At 69.3% G+C, this 16,117-nt stretch carries 13 protein-coding genes and 2 pseudogenes; 10 read left to right on the forward strand and 5 right to left on the reverse strand.

Annotated elements, in window-relative coordinates; translation table 11 throughout:
• Nucleotides 1–20 precede the first annotated feature (20 nt).
• Together ACJ73U_RS02555 and ACJ73U_RS02560 are read left to right on the forward strand one after the other, a co-directional pair.
• Complete coding sequence (locus ACJ73U_RS02555) at nt 21–290, forward strand: hypothetical protein (protein ID WP_407775869.1); 270 nt, start codon at nt 21–23, stop codon at nt 288–290.
• A gap of 650 nt (nt 291–940) precedes the next feature.
• Complete coding sequence (locus tag ACJ73U_RS02560; protein ID WP_407775859.1) at nt 941–1,873, forward strand: helix-turn-helix domain-containing protein; 933 nt, start codon at nt 941–943, stop codon at nt 1,871–1,873.
• Nucleotides 1,874–1,895: 22 nt separating this feature from the next.
• On the opposite strand, the gene ACJ73U_RS02565 is transcribed toward ACJ73U_RS02560, so the two are convergent.
• Nucleotides 1,896–2,279 (reverse strand): hypothetical protein, encoded by a 384-nt coding sequence (locus ACJ73U_RS02565; protein WP_407775860.1) that lies wholly within the window; start codon nt 2,277–2,279, stop codon nt 1,896–1,898.
• Nucleotides 2,280–2,933: 654 nt separating this feature from the next.
• Nucleotides 2,934–3,638 carry an NUDIX hydrolase gene (locus tag ACJ73U_RS02570; RefSeq protein ID WP_407775861.1) on the reverse strand — a complete coding sequence of 235 codons (705 nt, stop codon included), beginning with the start codon at nt 3,636–3,638 and terminating at the stop codon, nt 2,934–2,936.
• 133 nt (nt 3,639–3,771) lie between these two features.
• Between ACJ73U_RS02570 and ACJ73U_RS02575 the strand changes: the two genes are divergently transcribed.
• From ACJ73U_RS02575 to ACJ73U_RS02600, 6 genes and pseudogenes are all read left to right on the forward strand, one after another.
• Nucleotides 3,772–4,647, forward strand: coding sequence for a purine phosphorylase (locus ACJ73U_RS02575; RefSeq protein ID WP_407775862.1), 876 nt, complete (start codon nt 3,772–3,774; stop codon nt 4,645–4,647).
• Complete coding sequence (locus tag ACJ73U_RS02580) at nt 4,647–6,857, forward strand: hypothetical protein (protein ID WP_407775863.1); 2,211 nt, start codon at nt 4,647–4,649, stop codon at nt 6,855–6,857. Before ACJ73U_RS02575 ends, ACJ73U_RS02580 begins: the two co-directional genes overlap by 1 nt.
• A gap of 152 nt (nt 6,858–7,009) precedes the next feature.
• Nucleotides 7,010–7,345: a hypothetical protein gene (locus tag ACJ73U_RS02585; RefSeq protein ID WP_407775864.1), complete on the forward strand. Its 336-nt coding sequence runs from the start codon at nt 7,010–7,012 to the stop codon at nt 7,343–7,345.
• A gap of 254 nt (nt 7,346–7,599) precedes the next feature.
• A pseudogene (locus ACJ73U_RS02590) lies at nt 7,600–7,767 on the forward strand (MBL fold metallo-hydrolase); the annotation flags it as partial.
• 16 nt (nt 7,768–7,783) lie between these two features.
• Entirely contained in the window at nt 7,784–7,936 is a 153-nt protein-coding gene (locus tag ACJ73U_RS02595; protein WP_407775870.1) for a hypothetical protein, read from the forward strand.
• Between the two features lie 207 nt (nt 7,937–8,143).
• The gene (locus tag ACJ73U_RS02600) at nt 8,144–8,386 is read left to right on the forward strand and encodes a hypothetical protein (protein WP_407775871.1); all 243 of its coding nucleotides are present in this window, start codon (nt 8,144–8,146) and stop codon (nt 8,384–8,386) included.
• Here the strand turns inward: ACJ73U_RS02600 and ACJ73U_RS02605 are convergent.
• Nucleotides 8,367–8,557 (reverse strand): annotated as a pseudogene (locus ACJ73U_RS02605) (sigma factor-like helix-turn-helix DNA-binding protein); the annotation flags it as partial. The gene ACJ73U_RS02600 and the pseudogene ACJ73U_RS02605 overlap by 20 nt on opposite strands.
• Before the next feature lie 98 nt (nt 8,558–8,655).
• Between ACJ73U_RS02605 and ACJ73U_RS02610 the strand changes: the two are divergent.
• The gene (locus ACJ73U_RS02610; RefSeq protein ID WP_407775865.1) at nt 8,656–11,268 is read left to right on the forward strand and encodes a LuxR C-terminal-related transcriptional regulator; all 2,613 of its coding nucleotides are present in this window, start codon (nt 8,656–8,658) and stop codon (nt 11,266–11,268) included.
• A 5-nt stretch (nt 11,269–11,273) separates the two neighbouring features.
• On the opposite strand, the gene ACJ73U_RS02615 is transcribed toward ACJ73U_RS02610, so the two are convergent.
• Nucleotides 11,274–14,642, reverse strand: coding sequence for an FG-GAP-like repeat-containing protein (locus ACJ73U_RS02615; RefSeq protein WP_407775866.1), 3,369 nt, complete (start codon nt 14,640–14,642; stop codon nt 11,274–11,276).
• A gap of 48 nt (nt 14,643–14,690) precedes the next feature.
• A complete protein-coding gene (locus tag ACJ73U_RS02620) occupies nt 14,691–15,170 on the reverse strand; it encodes a hypothetical protein (protein ID WP_407775867.1) in 480 nt (159 codons plus the stop codon).
• 332 nt (nt 15,171–15,502) lie between these two features.
• Here ACJ73U_RS02620 and ACJ73U_RS02625 point away from each other — a divergent pair.
• On the forward strand, nt 15,503–16,117 hold a 615-nt coding region (locus ACJ73U_RS02625; protein ID WP_407775868.1), incomplete at its 3' end, for a ricin-type beta-trefoil lectin domain protein.

Here is a 16,117-nt window from a genome sequence, read left to right on the forward strand (position 1 = left end):
CGAGCGCGGCCGCCGTGTCGATGGCTTTCGAAGTTGCTCAACCGACACCTGACGGGCCACCGACGCTGGGCACAGGCGGTCTGCAAAACTGGATTCTCGACAACGTCATTCCGCTGTTTCTTCTGCTGGTAGCGCTGTTAATTCTCTGGCTCGGCGGCGCCAAGGGCGACAACGCGGGAGTCATGCGGCGCCTCGGTGGTGTGGTTGTCGCCCTGGCCCTCATCGGCCTGGCGCTGAGCGGCGCCGGCGTGAACATCGGCACCTGGCTGACCGATCTGATCGTGCATTAGACACTACTGACACTCTGGCGCTACTCACCGCCGGTACCACTCCACCACGTCTTCGTTCAGCAACACGGAGATGATGACGCCCGCGATCACGATGCCGACGAGGCCGCCAGGGCGGTCATTGTATCTGACGGCGGTTCGACCTGATCGTCAAAGCGTGTAACTGGCGGACTCGGCTCGACCATGACCTGCCCCGTCTTGGTCGACGATTGGCCGGGAACGGTGGTCGTCGGAACAGGGCTTCGGCGGTGATGGCGAGGTCGCGGACGCGACGGCCAGTGGGTGAAAGACGGCTCCAGCCGCCGATGACTCATCCACGGCCCCGGTTCGCGAAGTGTGCGTTCGTGCCCCTGGGGCGGCTTGCGCTGCATTCACGTCGAGGTCCGCCTGGCAGCTTTTCCGACCGATATGGTCCCGACAGGGCGCTTCGCACGAACTTCGCCGGCGTGGGGTTGATGTCGATGATGCGGCCGCCAAGTGCTTGATCTGGGTGTCGGGATGGGTTGTTGGCAGGTGTGGCAGTGGCCAGCGGGCAGCCTGCCATGCCCTCGCCTCATGGCGGCTACTCGAACCGCCCGCGCAGGTAAGCGGTGTGTAGCGCCGCGTCCCTAGCGTTGTCCATCGACTGGTCTGCGTGTGGAGAGGGGAAGCGCGTGAGCGGGTTTTCGGTGGAGTGCGCGTCGGCGCAGGACTTGCAGCAGGCGGCGTCGGCGGCCCTGGTGCCGCTGCGGGTGACGGCTCCGGACACGGCGCCGTTCTGGGCCAGCGTCGTCGCGGTCCGGGCTGGGCGGGTGGCGGTCGCCAGAGTGCGGAGCGAGCCGCATGAGGTGTGCCGGCCGGCGGAGTGGATCACCTCGACCGACCCCGAGCTGGTGAAGGTGACCTGGCATCGGCGGGGGTCCTGGACGGTGGCGCAGGGCGAGCGGCAGAGCCGCGTGCGAGCGGGGCAGCTGGTCGTGTTCGACACCACCAGACCCTACTCGATCAGGGTGACGGAGCGGTGCGACGTCGTGGCCGCCAGCGTGCCACGCGCGATGCTTGGCCGCCACGCCGACCGGTTGCGCCACCACATCGCCGCGCCGCTCGCCGGGGACGACGGGATGCGAGCGGTGCTGGCGGCCCTGCTGTGCGGTATCGGCGACCACGCCGACGAGCTGACGGGCGCGATCCGACCACGGCTGGGCGATGCGCTCGCCACGCTGCTGGCCGGCACACTCACCGACGAGCCGGCGCGACGGACCGACGTGACCGTCGAACTGCTGGATCAGATCGTTGTCCACGTGCTGGCCAACCTTGGCGACCCCGACCTGTCGGTCACGTCGGTCGCCCGCCGGCACGGCATCTCACCCCGGTACCTGCACCGGTTGTTCCAGCGGCACGAACGCGGTTTCGCCGCGTGGGTACGACACGAACGGCTGCGCCGCATCCGCCGTGACCTGCTGGATCCCACGCTCGCCGGACGCACGACGGCAGCGATCGCCGCGCGCTGGGGGCTACTCGACCACCGGCACCTCGGCCGCGCGCTACGCGCCGAGTTCGGCGCCACCGCCGAGGAACTGCGACGGTCGGCGGTCCGCTCCCGATGAGCACGGGAGCGGACCGGAGGCGCTACGGCGCGACGTGCCAGACACCGACGCAGTGACCACCGCTGGCCGGGAACAGCTCCACCCTGCCCCACCCGGCGACCTCGTCCGGGGTGTTGACCGAGGTCTGGCCCGGCCCCACCGAGCTGACGTCCGTGTTGTACCCGAGCTGCGGCGAGTCGGAGTAGTCCAGGTAGATGATGTCGTTGTAGTGGCCGCCGGTGATCTGGCCGTGCCACTGACCGTTGGCGTTGTTGTACCAGAGGACCGCGTGCGTGCTGCCAATGGTGCAGCCGCTCAGCTGGACGTAGCTGTACGGCCCGACGGTATCGGCCTTGGCCGTGCCGGCCGCCAACCCCGCGCTGAGCACCACACCGGCGACAAGTGCCGCCGCCTGGGTCATCCTCATGAGTTCCCTCCCTCGACAGGCGCACCAGTTGAGTGCGCGAGAAGAACGCTAGACAGCCAGAAGCACCGTGCTGCGCCTGATCGCGCAGGCGGAGTCGCCATTCAGCGCACAGCCACAGGGCGGGGCACGGAGAGCGGGTCTGCTGACGCCCGAAAGGCCGACACCTGACCGGATCACCCAGGTTGCCTTCCGGTTCTCTTTTGGTCCAGTCTTCCTCGGTGAACACCCGCGTCGCCCACGCGCTCGACGCACTGCCCGCCCCCGGCGCGCGGGTTCGCGGCGAGGTCCTCGATGTCGCGGACCCCACGCCGCCGCCGGCTTCGCCGCGCGGGATCTGCTGCTGCGGGCAGGTCAGGCGATGGTGCCACCCTTCGCGCCGAGGCGCCGCGGGACGAGACCGCCGCGGTGGTGCGCCGGCTGGCGGCGCTGCTCACCCCGACCTCGCCGCGCTGCGGCGCACCTTCACCGTCCAGACCTTGGACCTGGTCGGCGCGGCACCGGCCCGGGTCTGCTCGACCTGGCCCGGCGCGAGGCGCCGGACGTCTCGCTGCGGGTGCTGGCCGAGGAGTGGGAGGCGGGCCCCGCACTGCGCGTGTCCGCCGCCTCTGGGGGAGGGCCGTCCCATGCCGCCCGACGTGAAGTGTCGGCGCCTTGTCAGCCCCGGAGGATCGGTGGGTACAGCACGGTCGCCGAACCACGCCGGTAAAGCATTGCCGGGCGGCCGCCGTTCTTGATGCTCTGCTCGCCCGTGGGGTCGAGGAAGTTCTCGACGCTGGTCACCTTGCGGTGGAAGTTGCGCGGGTCCAACTGCTGCCCCCACACGATCTCGTAGACGTTCCGCAGCTCGGTGACGGTGAACACCGGTGGGCAGAATGCGGTGGCCAGGTTGGTGTATTCGAGCTTGCTCCGTGCCCGCTCGACGGCGTCGCCGACGATCTTCTTGTGGTCGAAAGCGAGCGGTCGTCTTGTTCTGAGGATCTTGTCGACGGGTTTCCATTCCGCCGCCTGTGCGTCACCGCCTGCCGCCGGTAACGGCAGGTCAGGCACCAGCGCGAGATAGCACACCGTGACGACGCGGCGCCGTGGATCACGGTCAGGAGCGCCGTAGGTGCGCAGCTGTTCCAGGTGCAGGCGCTCCACCGCCAGCCCGGTCTCCTCTGCGAGCTCCCGCGCCGCCGCGGTGTCGATGTCCTCGTCCTCGGATGCCAGGAAGCCGCCGGGTAACGCCCACGTCCCGAGGAACGGCTCGATGCCACGACGTACGAGTAATATCTGCAGCTGTCCTGACTGGACGGTGAGTATTGCCAGGTCGACTGCGACGGCCACCGTGGGGATCGTCCAGCCGTCTTCGGATGTCATGCGTGCAGTCTAGGTTATCGTCAACGTGACGACAAGCAATGATCGACATTACCGTCATGTTGACGAGAAATAGGGTCGCGGTCTACCGTCGAGACTTCGGTTCATGGGGGACCGTAAAAATCGGAGCGAGCCAATGATCGTGATCCTCACCGCACTGCAACGAGAATTCACAGCGGTTCGACGACACCTGACCGACGTGCGAACGCATCGGCACAACGCTGGCACACTGTTCGAAGTCGGGTCGCTCGCGGACCACCCGGACCGGCAGGTCGGGCTGGCGGTCATCGGCGAGGGCAACGCGCCGGCGGCGACCATCACCGAGCGGGCGATCAACGAGTTCTGCCCGACTGCCGTGATGTTCGTCGGGATCGCCGGAGCGCTGCACGGGTGGCTCCAGCTGGGTGACGTCGTGGTGGCGACGCGGGTTTACGGCTACCACGGCGGAAGCAGCCGAGACGACGGGTTCAAGGCTCGGCCACGTGCCTGGGACAGCTCACACGAGCTCGAACAGGTGGCCCGGCATGTCAACCAGGATGATGTCCGGTGGTCGGCGATGTCGGGCAAACCGACGGTCTATTTCTGCCCCATCGCCGCCGGCGAGGTACTTTTGGAGTCTTCGGCGTCACCCGTCGCGAAGCAGTTGCACGACCACTACAACGACGCGGTGGCCGTCGAGATGGAAAGCGCCGGAGTCGCCCAGGCGAGCCAGCTGAACCTGTCGACGCTCTCCATCACGATCCGCGGCATCAGCGACTTCGCCAGCAGGACGAAGCGGTTCACCGACCGGCAGGGGATGCCGCAGGTCGCGGCCGACAACGCCGCCGCGTTCGCGGTGGCCGTCATCTCCGGAATCGTGGACACCGGAGAACGGTCCGACCGGGGTGGGGCGGACGAGAAGCGCTATCGCGTCAAGAACGAGGCCACGGGCAACGCGAACGTCGTCGCGCAGATCGGTGTGGTGCACGGCAGTGTCCAGTTCGGCTCGGACACGGGCAAGGGCGGATCGTGATGCCTGACCCCAAGCCGGCCGGCGGTTCACAGGCGACCAACACCGCGACCGGAAACGCGACGGTTGATGCCCAGATCGGTTACGTTGAAGGTGACGCAGTCTTCCACAAGCACGAAACCATCTACCAAGTCGCCGCCGACGACTCCCCCGAGAAGAAGTTCCAAGTGGCACGCAACCTCATCGACGGCGGAGTACCGAGGCCGGCGGAGGATCTCATCAGGCAGGCGCTCAACGTGGGGTATGCCTCCACGGAGGTCGCGTACTACTACGCCATCTCCGTCCTGAGTGAACGTTCGTTGAACCAACTGGGAGCCAACGAGCTGGACAAGCTCGAACACGCCATACGTGTGGCCGAGCGCGAGCCGCACGATGAATGGTGGGCGGCCATCGTGGTCATCGGCGAGCTGGTGCAGTGCGCAGTCGATCCCGACAGCGCACCCAATCCGCGACACGCCGCGCTGCGGGTCGTACTCGACGACTTCCGGGCACTCGTTCAGCAACGGCAGGCCGAGATCACGCGGCACCTCGACATGATCTTCAGCGGAGCGGTGCAGGAGGAGCTCGACCGGCTGAACTCCGCGACCGTCGCCGCGGAACGTGCGAAGGGCAACCGAGCAGACCGCGCGTGGAAGTACTTCCACCCCGATCCGACGTCACCGCGACGCGGCACGCCGCCCCCGTTGCGGGACGGAGAGCCACGGTCGTTCGCATGGGCCGTGACAGCGTTCGGCGTCGTCGTGTTCGGCCTGTTCGCCACACTGGACGTCAGGACCTCTGGAATGTCCTGGCGAAGCCTGTGGCCCCGAATGCTGTTCGTGGTTGGCGCGCTGGTCGTCGTATGGTCCGGGTCGGAAGCGTTGACCTCCTACATCCGCAGGCGGATGCGGGAAGCCGAGCACGGCAGGAACCCGGCGGAGTTCGACGAGCACGAGGAGCTCGGCATAGCGCTCAACGCCACGCAGAAGTTCGCGTCCGCGACGTGGAAACGGGTGCGCTACTACTTCGCCGTTCGCGGGCCGATCAGGAACACGGGCGAATGGGCGATGAAGACGAAGGGTATCCAGGCCGCGCTGCACTGGCGGCTGGTACGGCTGTACAGCGCTGGACGAGTGGAGGTGACCACTCTCAACTGGCTGATCCGGTGGTACGCCAAGCAGACCGCCGAGCAGTGGCGAGCCGGGAGCCTGCCCGATTTTCGCCGGACGCTCCGCCCGAGTCCGTCCACGGTCCTGTCGGTGGGAGTTGGTGCGGTCGTCGCGGCCAGTGGCGCCGTACTGCAGTTCGTGAGCTCCGTTGCGTTGGGCTTTCTGCCCACGCTGCTCTCTGTCCCGCAGGTGCTGACGGCCTGTGCTGTCGGCGGGGGTGTCATGTACCTGCTGGGCGATCACCGTGCGAGAGCTCGGGAGCAGGAGGTGCTCGACGAGCTCTTCGAAGGTGAGAAGCGCGAGTTCCACCGGTGGGAGCAGCGCCTGCGGGATCGGCCGACGGACTCCGAGATGGCACACTGGCTGGAGTACGACAAGTCGCACCTGAAGACCCTGGCGATGCGCCGCTGCGAGCTGAACAGCCGGGAGATCATCGCTCATGTCGTGCTGACGGCCGGTAAACCACGTGCCATGCGCGCCAGGGTCGTCAACGGTCCACCCCGTTTCTCCAGATACGTCGTGCTGGTCTTCCTCCTCACCGAGCACGGCGTCCGGGAGGTCGACGTCGACCTGAACTTCCTGACGGGTGCGATCTACGACGAACGGCGCACGTCGTTCCGATACGACGCGCTCGCGTCCGCTCGGGTGCTCGAGAAGGGCTTCCAGTCGGCCGAAGGCCAGCAGCACGTCGTACTCCTCGGGCGGGACGTGCACCTGACCGACAAGTCGGCGCTCGTGATCAGCCGGACCTTCGAGCTGGCCCTGGTCAATGACCAGACGATCGAAGTCGTCGTGGACAACTACGAAGGGCTGATCGACGACAGCACCGCCGAGGACAAGTCCGCTCTGGACACAATGGCGCTCGATTCGTCCGGTGTCGCGATCGCGCTGCACATTCTCGAAGCGGTCGCCGCTGAGGGCCGGGAGTGGATCACACGGGAGCAGGACCGCCGGACCCGGCGGTGGCGCGAGTGGGAACGTGGTCGGCGTCGCATTGTCGCGCTCATCGGCAGACCGTGGCCGCTGACCCTCGCGTCGGGGAGAGGCCCGGCAGAGGCGTCCTAGGTCGACGAGGTGGCAGCCTGCGAGGCCGAGCGAACGTGCTGCCCCGGCCCTTCCGGTGACCAGCGATGGCCGACCGCGGTCGAACACGCGCCGCGGGCGCTCCAGCTCAGAAATGCGATCGCGCTCGCGATCCACGATGAAGGGATAGTTCCGTGATTGAGCCGGTTCTCATGTCGATCGCCGCCGCACTCGCCGGGAAGTCCGTGACATCGCTCTACGAGTTGGTGAAGCGCAGGTTCACCGGTCGCGGGGAGGCCGCGGCGGCGCTCGAGAAGGCGTCGGACGCGGCTCCCGGCTCGCCCGAGGTGGCGGCCTTGGCCGCACACCTCGCTGCCGCGGAAGTGGAGAACCCGGCCTTTGGCCTCGAGATGCGACACATCTGGCGGCAGGCAACCGCCGACCGCCGCGGTGTGGTCAACGTGATCACGGGAAACGTGTCCGGCAAGGTAGTTCAGGCGGGGGACATCGAGGGCGGGATCAGGTTCTAGTCGTCCCGGCAGCTCCAGCCGCGCCCGCTCGAAGGGGCTTCGCCGAACGCGTCGCACCACCGCGTGGCGTGAGCGTCCACATCGGACTACCCCTGCCGTGCTGCGGCAGTCCGAGCCGGCCGAACTGGTCGTAGCAATGCGCCGGTGTCGGTGAGCACGCCGATCCGGTCACCCTCGAGCTGGAACTTCACGACGCTGACGTCCTGGCGCATGGCGGCGGGCTCTACGCCTACATCCAGCCCGATGGCAGCTGGATGATCAACAACACCGGGTTCCTCGTCGGCGCGGGCGGTGTCGTCGCGATCGACTCGTGCTTGACGGAACGGCGGACCCGCGCCTTCCTCGACAGGGTCCGGACCGTCAGCGGTGGTTCCGTCCACACGCTGCTCAACACCCACAGCCATCCCGACCACACCGCCGGGAACGGCTGGTTCCCCGGTGCCACGATCATCGCCCCAGGAACGCACCCGCGCCGACCTGCTCGCGGCGAGAGGCGCACCGCCACTGCGCGACATCTTCGAACCGATCGACGAGGGCGAACTGCCACCCGCCCCACCGTTCCTGACCTACACCGACGGCGTCACGCTGTAACATCACCACCGACCGAAACGCGAGCGTCTTTCGGATCAGTCCGCTGCCTCCGTACAGCGCGCACCTCGGGATTCTCGCGGTCCGGCCGCTGGTGTGCCGGCAGCCGCCGTTCGAGCGTCCCGCACGGCGGCCGCCGAGATCCATGTGGCAGGCCGGAGCGGGTCGCTCGCGCACGTGACACCTGTCCGGCACGGCTTGGGATCAGTGGTGTCAATCAACCTGGATGACGTCGAACAACGGCTCGCCGCGTTCGAGCAACGCTACGACGCGACCGCGAAACCGTTCCAGTGGAAGTTCACCCGCACCGAACTCCACGACCTACTCGACCGGATCAACCAGCACGAACAACAACACGACACCACCGACCTTCCAACCGCCGCGAGATCAACCCCCGAAGAACTTCCAATTCGACCACTAAGCCAACCTGATTTTTGGCCTTCGCGCGGGTGATCCGTTGTCCCATGGTGGTCTCGGCCACCGCAGGTAGGCGCGGGCGATCTCAGACACGGTCAGATCGCCGACCATGCGCAGCGTCAGTGCCACGCGGGTCTCCAGCGCGGGGTGGCAGCAGGTGAAGATCAGCCGGAGGCGGTCGTCGTCGATGGCGTCGAGGGGTTCGGGCAGCTGGCCGAACAGGGGCCGCCGCCCGGCCGAACGGCGGGAGAATGGCAACTGTCAGCACTTTTTGGTTGCTGTGTACGGGTTTTAGGATTGATGTCGTGGGGGACAGATGGCCCCTGGTCGGCCGGTTGTCGGAGTTACAGGCTATCGACGCGGTCGTTCGCCAGGCCGGCGGTGGGCGTGGTGTGGTGCTGGCAGGCGCCGCGGGGGTGGGGAAGACGCGGCTCGCCCGCGCGGCGTTGGCCAATGCACGGCGCGATGGGGTGCTCACCCGCTGGGTGGCGGGCTCGGAGTCGGCGCGCACGGTGCCGTTGGGGGCGTTCGCCTCGGTGTTGCCGTCCGTGGGGTCTGATCCGTTCCGCGCCCTGGGGCAGGCGAGCGGCGCGCTGCTCGCCGGTGCCGGTCAGCAGGGGGCGCTCGTGGTGGTGGACGACGCGCACCTGTTGGACGAGCTGTCGGCGACGCTGGTGCACCAGCTGGCGGTCGGCGCGGCGGCGACGGTCGTGCTGACCGTGCGTACGGGGGAGCCGGCGCCGGATGCGGTGACGGCGGTGTGGAAGGACGCCTACCTGGACCGGCTCGAGGTCGCGCCGCTGACCCGGGCCGAGACCGGGATGTTCCTGGAGGCCGTGTTGGGCGGGCCGGTCGAGATGGTCGCCGCGACGCGGATGTGGCGGCTGTCCCGAGGCAACGCGTTGTACCTGCGGGAACTCGTGGTGGGCGAGCGGGACGCCGGGCGGCTTACCGACCTCGGTGGCGTGTGGCGCTGGTCCGGTCAGCCCGCGCTGTCACCGAAGCTCGTGGAACTCGTGGAGTCCCGCATGGGCACCGTGCTCGACCCGGCTCGGGAAGTGGTTGACCTGCTCGCCTTTGCCGGCCCACTCGGCGTGGACGTCCTTGGCCGCCTGGTGGACAACTCCGCGCTGGAGTCGGCGGAGACGGCCGGCCTGGTGGAGGTGGAGGCCGACGGCCAGCGCTTGACGACGGGGCTCGCGCACCCGCTGTACGGGGAGGTTCGGCGGGCCGCGACCGGGGTGTTGCGGGCCCGCGGTCTGCGCGGCCGGATCGCCACGGCCCTGCTGGACACCGGCGCCCGCCGTGCCGACGACGAGCTGCGCTGTGCGGCGCTGATGCTCGACTCCGACCTCACCCTCGACCCGGATCTCCTCTCACGTGCGGCGGGCCGGTCGGCGCAGCTGCTGGACCTGCCGCTCGCGGTGCGGCTCGCACTGGCCGCGGTGGCGGCCGGCGCCGGGTTCGCCGCGCGGGCGATCGTCGCGCAGTCGCTGACCATGCAGGGGTGGGGTGCCGAGGCGGAGGCCGAGCTGCGGGTCCTCGCGGAGTTGGCTGATACCGATGTCGAGCGGGCGTGGGTGGCCGCGATGCGGGCCGGCAACATGTTCCTGACGCTGAACGACCCGGCTACCGGTGACCGGCTGCTGACCGAGGCGCTCACCGCGATCCCGAACGTCGGCGCCAGGGAGATCCTGTGGGCGCTGCGCTCGGTGTTCGACAGTCACCTGGCCCGACCCGCCGACGCACGGCGGGCCGCCACCGTCGTGCTCGACGCGCCGTGCCCACAGCCCATCTCGGAGTTCGCGGCCCGCTGGGGGTTGACCGGCGCGCTCGGCCTCACCGGCCACGCCGACGAGGTCGAGGCGGTGGCATCCCGCGCCTACCTGCTGGCGAACACCTTCGACACCGCGGTGTTGCGGTTCAACCTGGCCGAGTTCGAACTCCTGGCCTACCGGCTCGCCGGGTATCTCGCGCAGGCCGACGCGGTCGCGGCCCGTTGCCGCGACGAGGCCGCCGAGATGCCCGGTGTTCCGCTGCTGTTCGCCGCCGCGCTGACTGGGCACGCCGAGCTCGCCAGGGGCCACCTGCGGGACGCCGTGCGCTGGCTGCGGGAGGCCCTGGCCGGGTTCACCGTCGTCGATCCGGCCGGACGGGTGTTCGACTGCCTGCTCTGGCTGACCCAGGCGCTGGCGACGGCCGGTGACACCGACGCCGCGCGGCGGGCGTTGGCCGACATGGAGGCCAACCGGCATCACGGGTTCGTGTACCGGGAGCCCGAGGTGTTGCTGGCCAGGGCCACCGTGGCCGCGGCGCAGGGCGCGCTGAGCAAGGCCGTCGCCCTGGCCAGGGAGGCGGCCGGGACCGCGAGGGCGGCGGGACTCGCGGCCTACGAGGTGCAGGCGCTGCAGACCGCGGTGCGCTTCGGCGATCACGGCACGGCCGCGCGGCTGGCCGAGCTGGCCGTTCTCGTCGACGGCCCCCGGGCGCGTACCGCCGCCGCGCACGCGGCCGCCCTCGCCGAGCGCGACGGGCTCGCGCTGCACGCGGTGTCGCTGGAGTGGGAGCGCATGGGTGACCTGATCGCTGCCGCCGACGCCGCTGCCCAGGCCGCTGCCGCGCACGACCGCTGGAATCACGCCGCCCGACCGAGGACCGACGCCGGGCGGGCGCACCGGCTGGCCGAGGCGTGCCAGGGTGCCAGGACACCCGCGATCCGCGCCGCCGCACGCCCTCTGCCGATCACCGCGCGAGAGCGGGAGATCGTCGGCCTCGCCGGTGGTGGTCTGTCCAACCGGGACATCGCGGAACGGCTCGGGGTCTCCGTGCGCACGGTGGAGGGCCACCTCTACCGTGCCGCTGCCAAGCTCGGCGTCACCCGCCGGGCCGACTTCGCCGAGCTGCTGGGCAACGTCTGAGGCGGTCAGATCGTGGTGAGGATGTTGCCGGTCGTCCAGCGGGTCTTCACCCAGGCGGTGACGGGGCCCCAGGGTTGGCTCGCGCCGGTCGCGAGGCCGACGGTGATGTCGCCGTTGGCGGCGACCGCGCCGATGTCGTCACGGCCGTCCCCGTCGACGTCGGCCACGATGATCCGTTCGGCCGTCGTGCCGTTGATCAGGTCGGTGTCGCCGCGAACGAACGACGTGTAGAGCCGGAAGTCCGCGGACAGGTCGCCGGTGGACAGGGACACCTGGATCGGGCCGGAGCTGAGCACCGCGGCGATGTCGTCCCGGCCGTCGCCGTTGACGTCGGCGACCAGGATTCTCGGCACGTTGGCCTGCGTCCACGCGGTCTGCACGACGGCCGTGGCGGGTCCGAGGACCTGGGCGTCGGTCATGGATCCCGACGCCAGCCACATGCGGACGTCACCGGTGCTGTAGTTGGCGCCGATGTCGTCGCGCCCGTCGCCGTTGACGTCGGCGACCAGGATCCTCGGGACGTTGGCGAGAGTCCATCCGGTGCCGGCGCTGACCGAGCTCGGGACAAGCCGGAAGTCGCCGGACAGGTCGCCGGTGGAGGGCCAGAACCGCAGCTCGCCGCTGGCCAGCACGGTGCCGATGTCGTCGCGCCGGTCGCCGTTGACGTCGGCGATCACGATCCGGGGCATGGCGGTGGCGGTCCACCCTGTCGCGACCAGCACGCCGGGCCCGCGCGCCCGGAAGTCGCCGGACAGGTCGCCGGTCGACGGCCAGAACCGCACGTCGCCGTTGCGGTAGACGGCACCGAAGTCGTCCTTGCCGTCGCCGTCGACGTCGGCCGTCAGGATCCGGCTGACCACCGCCGAGAGCCAGCCGGTGTCGACCAGTGCCGGCGGACCGTAGAGCCGGAAGTCGCCGGTGACGTCCCCGGTGCTGGGCCAGATCCGGACGTCGCCGGTCGGCGACACCGCTCCGATGTCGTCGCGGCCGTCGCCGGTGCGGTCGCCGGCCCTGACCACGGTGGGCTGGTCGGACACCGCGCCGCCGGTGATCTCCCGCGCCGTGGCCTGGGCGACGGCTCTGGTGCCGGTGGGTGCCGCCGGGACCGGCGCCGAGGGGCCGCCGGACACCGGCCCGTCCAGGGTCAGCGTGACGTCGTCGAGCACGAACGAGGTCTGCTGGATGGCGTCCTCGGTCCCGGTGAACAGGATCGACGCGCCGGACGGTGCGGAGACCTTCACCGTGCGGCGCACGTACCCCGGTGCGTGGTCCAGGTTGGAGTAGGTCGCGAGCACGGTGCCGTTGGCGGTGACGGTCAGCCGGTCGAACGGGGTGACCGTGGTGGTCTCGGCGGTGTCGACGTGCAGGGCGAAGCTCAGCGTCGCCCTGCAGCCGGGCGGGACGACCGCCGCCGGCTGCAGCGTGTCGGTGTGGGGTTGCCCGTAGCCGTCGAGCCACGCGGTCCGGGTTCCGCCGGCCGGTGGTTGGTCCCGTTGCGGGATGATCACTCCTCGGGTGGCGGTCCAACCGGTGGCGCCGTCCTCGAAGCCGGGGTTGGGCAGTATCTGCCCGGCGCAGTCGCTGATCGACCAGGTGAAGGTCACCGAGCGGCGCTGGGGCAGCGGGGAGCTGCTGGTGACCGTCACGGTCACCGTGAACGTGCCCGCCGCGGTGGGGGTCCCCAAGATCAGACCGGTGGCGGCGTTGATGGTCAGTCCTGGCGGCAGGCCGGTGGCGGTCCAGGTGTAGGGGGCGGTGCCGCCGGCGGCGGTGACTGGCGCGCTGGTCGCCACGCCGGTGACCCCGGTGCGGTTGCCAGGACTGGTGACGGTGAGCCCAGTGGCCGGTGAGCACGTCTCGGCGGCCTGTTGCGGCACGCGTTCCGCGTTCCATGCCGCTTGCACGACGAAGAACGGCGTGCAGTCGGTCGGGCTGAGGTACTTGGCGACCAGCAGCGTCCACGTGCGGTAGGAGGAGTAGGTGGCCGCGGAGTTCTTCATCAGCATGGCGCCGTAGAGGATCGCGAGGGCGAGTTGCACCGGGATGGCGGGTGCCTGGGTCACCGAACAGCTCGCCGGCGACACCGGCGGCGGCACGAACGTGGAAGCGACGAGCATGGCGAACCACCGGTCGCCAGGACCGGAGGCCTGATGTGGGGTCGCGTTCTCGATTCCCGGCAGGTAGCAGTCGAGGGCGCCGAACCGTGACGGCTGGGCCAGGTAGCGGACCGGCGGACCCGGTCGTTCGCCAATGGTGAAGAGCTGATCGAGAGGGGTGCTCCGCTGGATGAAGTAGTCGGTCGCCACGCCGAACGCGTCCGCGATGAACTCCTGGAGGCCGCTGGAGTACCCGAAATGCGGGGTCGGGGTGTTGCCGTCGACGCTGTGCCCGAGTTCGTGGCTGACGATGTCCGGGGCGCTGTTCCAGAGGCCGTTCGAACGGCCGACGACGACCCGGTCCCCGTCGAACCACGAGTCCGGCAGGGTGGGGTCGAGGCGGATCGGCCAGCCGCCTCCGGAACCGTCAAACCCGTTGCGCGACAACCACGTCGAGAGTAGCCGCCGCTGGGACTGGGCGGCGAACAGTGCGTCGACGCAGGCGGTTGTCGGGTCGGTTTTGTTGTTGTTGCCGAAGACGTCGGTCACCTGCGCGGTCGGCGTGGCGCCGACCTGGCAGTCGAGGCCGGGCACGTTCGGATCGGCCAGTGTGTACCCGGCCGCGGTGTGCGTGGTGGCGAGCGGCACCGTGCCGCTCCATGCGCTGAGCCCGGTCCCGTGCGCCACGAGGTCTCTGACCTCGATGGCCTGGCCGGTCATGGCGTCCACGAACACAGTCGGCCGGGACGGATAGTTGGGTGCGACCGAGCTGCGGCCCGTGACGGTGGTGCGCCAGGCGAGCCGGGGCGCGCCGCGTGCGAAGACCACGAGTTCCGGCGGGTCCACCGCGCTCACGGCGATCGTCCGGGACGCGCTCACGGCGATGCCCGCCACGGAGTCCGGCGGCACCGTGGGGTCCGTGGCGGCCAGGTTCACCGCGGTGCCGAGGGCGCTGGACTGGGCCACCACCGTCCCTGTCAGGTCGGTGACCACCACGAAGTCGCCCCCGACCACCGCAAGCCCGCGGTAGGTCCGGTCGTAGGGCACGAACTGCAGACCTCCGAGGTAGGAGATCACGGGATGCTGGACGTACGCGTCGTCCGCGCTCACGTGCAGCCACTCGGGCCGGGAGGCGACGAGGTCGGCGGCCGCACGCGCGGCCAGGGTCGGTGAGTCGGCCGGCGGCTCGGGATCCGCAGTGACGGGGGACGGGGCGATCACCGAGGCCGCGATCAGCGCGACGATCGCGGGCAGCGCGGCGATCCTGCGAGTACGCATGGGCGCTCCTGTGACGAGTTCACCAAGGGGACCAAGTTCGCGATCGGGTCAGCACCGCGCGAGGGAAGTACCGGACCGGCTCCACACGCCGGGCCGCACCTGCTGCTCGTCGATCCAGTACCGGAAGTTGGCGGAGGAGAGGCCCCAGACGCTTCTCCGCTCGCCGATCAGTCGGTGCCGGGCGATGAACGCCCCCACGACATCCGTGTAGGTCCCGATGCTGGTCGGGGTCGTGCAGGCGGGCTGCCCGGCCAGCGCCGCCGGCGTCAGGGTGGTCACCGGCCGGCTGACGTCGAGGACGCTGCACGAGACGGTGTCGGCGGAGCTGAACCGGAACTGCCCGAGGACGAGGTCCTCATGCAGCCAGTACATGCGCGACGTCGGCGGCGTTCCCTCCGTGGCGACCCGCCAGTGGGTCGTGTACGGCGGCACGGTCGTGCTGAAGTCGCCGGTGGTGCACCGCCAGTCCAGCGGGTCCGCGTCCGCGGTAGTGGGCGCCGCCATGAGCAGGAGGATGGCTATGAGCATGTATTTCACTGGAACCCGTTCCTTCTGTTCTGTCCCTGTTCCGCAAACCGGCGCGATGGCGTGACATCGACGGCCCTGCTCCGTCGCCATGGTGTGAAGCACTACCCCGCCTAGACTCTGGAACCCACGCGGCGCCGCGTCACGAGTAGTCGACTACTCGAAACGTTCCCAAAATGTGCGCACCGTGGCTCCCTCCCGCTCCGGCCAGCAACGCCGCCGCGCCTGGATCGCGCCGCGAGAATCACTCGTCTGCCGGCCCTCGTACCAGCATGCCCACCTCGCTGGCTGCCATACGCGTATTGGGTGCGGCGGGATCGAGTAGGCGACTACTCGTGACAGACCGCGACCGGACCAGCACCGTTGTCAAGGTTGGAGATGAGTCCCGATTCAGGAAGGTAATGATGAGATTTCGCGCTCTTCTGTTCAGTACAGCGCTGGTGCTGTTCCTTGTCAGCACCGGCACGGCCTCGGCGCAGTCCGCCGAGATCGCTGGCGCCAAGACGCTGCTGGACGTGCGGCATTTCAACAACGCGCGTTTTCAGAAGTGTCTGGATGCCGACATCAACACTGGCAACAACGACGGCGGCGTCGTCCAGCTGTGGACCTGCGGTCCCTGGAACCAACAGGAATGGGAGGTCTGGCCGGACGGCCACCTCTACAACGTGCGCTTTCAGAAGTGTTTGGACGCCGACATCAACACTGGCAACAACGACGGCGGCAAAGTGCAGCTGTGGACGTGTGGCCCCTGGAACCAGCAGTGGTGGGAGGTCTGGCCGGACGGTCATGTCTACAACATCGAAGTTGAGGGAAACCACAACTACTTTGCCGCTGGCGTCCTAGTACACAACTGCCACCACGCTCTGGCTGACACCTACCGGCGCGTCATCGCGTATTACGCCGGCGGCAACCCGGACCTGAAGGTGCTCGGCGTGACGGCGACGGCGGAC

It is taken from the genome of Actinophytocola sp. (assembly GCF_045807065.1).
Classification (GTDB): Bacteria; Actinomycetota; Actinomycetes; order Mycobacteriales; family Pseudonocardiaceae; genus Actinophytocola.